Here is a 3,656-nt window from a genome sequence, read left to right on the forward strand (position 1 = left end):
TATAGCTCTTGAAAATGACGAAGCTTGCGCTTCAATCAAAACTTGTAAAACTTTTTTTGCCTCATCGTTCAGTTTTCAAAGTTCGTCTGCCGCCCTTAGCGACTAAATGATAATAACATTTCATTTTAAATCATGTCAACAACTTTTTTTCTCGTTTCCGAAAGCGTTGTTGGCAACAGAGATAACTATATCATCCTCCAAACTGCCTGGCAAGCATTATTCTAAAAAAACTTTAGAAAATTTCCTTTCTTATTTTCTCTAAAGAAGGAATCACTCTCCGCTAATCGAATACGTCCCCTATACTCATTCACAGAAGGTGGCCACGGCATGCAGCAACTCCAACCAAAACATAGGTCTGCCCTACGTATCTGGGCAGGGACACAAGTATATACGCTCAAGCGAAGTCTTGAATGGATGACAGACGAGAAGCACTATGCGTCCACTAAAAGTAAAGCGCCGTTGCCTCATTTGATCCACACCCATCGCACACCTTTATATAGAAGACTCCGTGATGTCGATATGGAAATGCAACGAAACAAAGTGATCAACCTGCACATCGCAATCAAGCAACTTAACAACTTGATCGTCCACCCTGGTGAAGTATTATCTTACTGGAAATCAATCGGGCGGCCGACGAAACGGAAAGGATATGTCGACGGCATGATCCTTCACTACGGCAAAGTCACTACCAGTGTCGGGGGCGGCCTATGTCAACTTTCGAATTTGATTTACTGGATCACACTGCACAGCCCACTCACCGTCACCGAACGTTATCGGCACAGTTACGATGTATTCCCGGACTCTAGACGCGACCAACCGTTCGGCAGCGGGGCGACATGTTCATACAATTATCTCGATCTGCAAATTACGAATCAGACAACCCAAACGTATCAATTGCTTCTATATATAGAAGGAGATGAACTTGTCGGCGAATGGCGGTCCGACATCCCGCCGGCCGTCAGTTATAGAATATACGAACAAAACCACCATTTCACAAAGGAATGGTGGGGCGGTACAATCCGGCACAATCAAATTTTCCAAGAAGTCATTTCACAGGACGGGACACTGCTGCGTAACGAGTTCATCACCGAAAACCACGCCTTGACGATGTATGACCCGTTCCTGCCAGAGAATACCGTATACAAAAAGGCCGACTCTTGATCGAGTCGGCCTTAGTCACGTTATGCGTGCGGTAAGAACATGAAGTAAGCAAGGAAGATGACGAGCATCCCGTACATGATTGGATGAATTTCTTTCGTCTTCCCTTTCGCGATCATCATGAGCGGATAAAGGATAAACCCAAGTCCAATCCCAGTAGCAATCGATGAAGTGAGCGGCATCATGATAATCGTCAAGAATGCCGGAACTGCGATTTCTATTTTTTTCCAATCGATATCGAGGAGAGCTGAGGCCATTAACACACCAACGATGATGAGTGCCGGTGCCGTAACCGGTGCCGTGACGACTGCTAAGAGTGGTGAGAAGAACAACGCTAACCCGAAGAAGAGACCTGCGAACACAGCAGTCAACCCTGTACGACCACCCGCCGCTACACCCGCTGACGATTCGACGTAAGACGTCGCTGTCGACGTACCGAAGATCGCACCTGCAACCGTCGCAGTCGAATCCGCCATGAGCGCCTTACTCGCACGCGGCACTTTGTTTTCTTTCATGATTCCAGCTTGACGCGCAACAGCAACGAGCGTTCCTGCCGTATCAAAGAAGTCGATGAAGAAGAACGTCAAGATGACGATGAGCATTTGAAGCGTGAAAACATCACCGAAGTTGATGAATGCTTGGCCGAACGTCGAAGACATGCTTGGCGGCATCGATACAACATCTGAGATTGCAGTCGGTGTCGGCACGAGACCAAAAATCATTCCTGCGATGGCTGTCAACAACATCCCAATGAAAATTCCACCCTTGATGTCTCGAGCCATCAACAATGCACTGACGACGAGACCGAATACCGCGAGAAGCGTAGTTCCTGTCCCGAGCGATCCAAGGCCGACAAGTGTCGCTTCGTTCGCAACAACAATCCCTGCATTTTTCAAGCCGATGAAGGCGATGAAGAAACCAATCCCTGCCGCCACCGCCATTTTAAGCGGAGCCGGAATCGCGTTAACGACCGTCTCACGAATACCTGAGAGCGTCAAAGCGATAAAGAACAATCCTGAGACGAGAACACCCGAGAGCGCCGTCTGCCACGGGATACCCATCCCGATGACGACACTGTAGGCGAAGAAGGCGTTAAGCCCCATACCTGGCGCGATGGCGATCGGGTAGTTGGCGAATAGCCCCATCGTGACCGATCCAATAAGTGCGACGAGACCAGTTGCCACGAAGACGGCACCCATGTCCATCCCAGCAGCCCCGAGCACGTTCGGGTTGACGAACAAGATGTACGCCATCGCGAGGAATGTCGTGAATCCTGCGACGAGTTCGGTTTTTACGTTCGTTCCAAGTTCATTCAACTGGAAGTGACGTTCGATCCGGCTTTCTGACGGTTGATGTTTCGGTTCTTGCTTGAGCTGTGTGCTCATTGGTTTTCCTCCTTGGCTCGCCGTAAAACGAGAAAGGTCCCCGATCAATGACCGAGGACCCCACGCGAAACATACAGGGACAGACGTCCCCTTATATATGTCTCGCCGTAGTGAAATCATTTAAGGTGATTTCGTAGAGACTCTCGGGCCATATTCCCGATATTATACGGCAAAATTTAATTTAATTGTTCGGATATGAATAAGAACGTTTTTATCTTATCAGCGTTAAAATTGAATGTCAACAAAATGACGGATTTTATTAATATTTTTTCGTTAAATGTTCGGGATTAGACAAAAGCAGAGGGATTCCCCTCTGCTCAAGTTTATTCCCACTCGATTGTCGCTGGTGGCTTCGATGTGATGTCGTACAGGACACGGTTGACGTGACTGACATTACTAGCTTCAACGGTATATCCAAATCAATTATCGCTCAATTTTATCAGTTATTTGTTTGTACAATTGTAGCAGGTGAATATTTAGTAATCAATGCTTTAGTAATCCAAATCCATATTTAAAAAACCTAAGCTTTAAGACACCTACATTATTAAAGACCGAAACTTAATAAAATTTCTTAGCACAAGCAATATTAGAAGATAAATATATATCATCCATTCACTTGATGTTTCAATTTCAGTATTTATAAACAAAAGCTTAATTAGAGCTATGATTACCACCCATAAAGACACTTCAAAAACAGAAACACAAATATTGTATGTTTTCCGATTGAAATGTTCTCCGGCTAAAACCTCCTTCATAAACGGTACAAATATTGTATACGTTATAAAAGAAAACAAAATAAAAGTTAATCCCCATGATAGTTCTGTAAAGAATGCAGTTATTAACGTACCGACAATAATATATAAACCAGCAAATAACAGTAAAATTAATTGGCTGTTTTGATTTACTTTAGTGCTTTTGAATGTTCGTCCGCTATGAGACTCGATTTTCACCCTTTCCCACTCTTCTTTAAGATACATACCAGCTAATTCTACTAATTCATTTGACCAATCCAATAAATCTTGTCTCCCTTTATTACCTAATTCCCTTCTAATTAACTCTTTTATTTTATCAATCATTTCCGAATATAATTTTATTTTCAATTCCTCATCAGAT

Annotated in this window: 3 protein-coding genes, 1 pseudogene and 1 riboswitch; of the genes and pseudogenes, 1 reads left to right on the top strand and 3 read right to left on the bottom strand. The window is 44.3% G+C overall.

All coding sequences use genetic code 11. The features are described 5' to 3' along the window. Positions 1-327: 327 nt before the first annotated feature. Positions 328-1,161, top strand: coding sequence for a VanW family protein (locus tag KNP77_RS09365; RefSeq protein WP_214890306.1), 834 nt, complete (start codon positions 328-330; stop codon positions 1,159-1,161). 20 nt (positions 1,162-1,181) lie between these two features. On the opposite strand, the gene KNP77_RS09370 is transcribed toward KNP77_RS09365, so the two are convergent. From KNP77_RS09370 to KNP77_RS09380, 3 genes and pseudogenes are all read right to left on the bottom strand, one after another. Continuing rightward, positions 1,182-2,543 (bottom strand): NCS2 family permease, encoded by a 1,362-nt coding sequence (locus KNP77_RS09370; RefSeq protein ID WP_131505318.1) that lies wholly within the window; start codon positions 2,541-2,543, stop codon positions 1,182-1,184. A gap of 88 nt (positions 2,544-2,631) precedes the next feature. Then, positions 2,632-2,733: riboswitch (purine riboswitch) on the bottom strand. Between the two features lie 133 nt (positions 2,734-2,866). Then, positions 2,867-2,941 (bottom strand): annotated as a pseudogene (locus KNP77_RS16160) (GMP synthase (glutamine-hydrolyzing)); the annotation flags it as partial. Between the two features lie 138 nt (positions 2,942-3,079). Further along, positions 3,080-3,656, bottom strand: a 577-nt coding sequence (locus tag KNP77_RS09380; RefSeq protein ID WP_214890308.1) for a hypothetical protein, incomplete at its 5' end; no start/stop codon positions are given.

The sequence above is a fragment of the Exiguobacterium sp. s142 genome, from assembly GCF_018618455.1.
GTDB lineage: Bacteria > Bacillota > Bacilli > Exiguobacteriales > Exiguobacteriaceae > Exiguobacterium > Exiguobacterium aurantiacum_A.

Coding starts and splice junctions, on each gene's coding strand:
- KNP77_RS09365 (WP_214890306.1), top strand. CDS start 328: ATGCAGCAACTCCAACCAAAACATAGGTCTGCCCTACGTATCTGGGCA.
- KNP77_RS09370 (WP_131505318.1), bottom strand. CDS start 2,543: ATGAGCACACAGCTCAAGCAAGAACCGAAACATCAACCGTCAGAAAGC.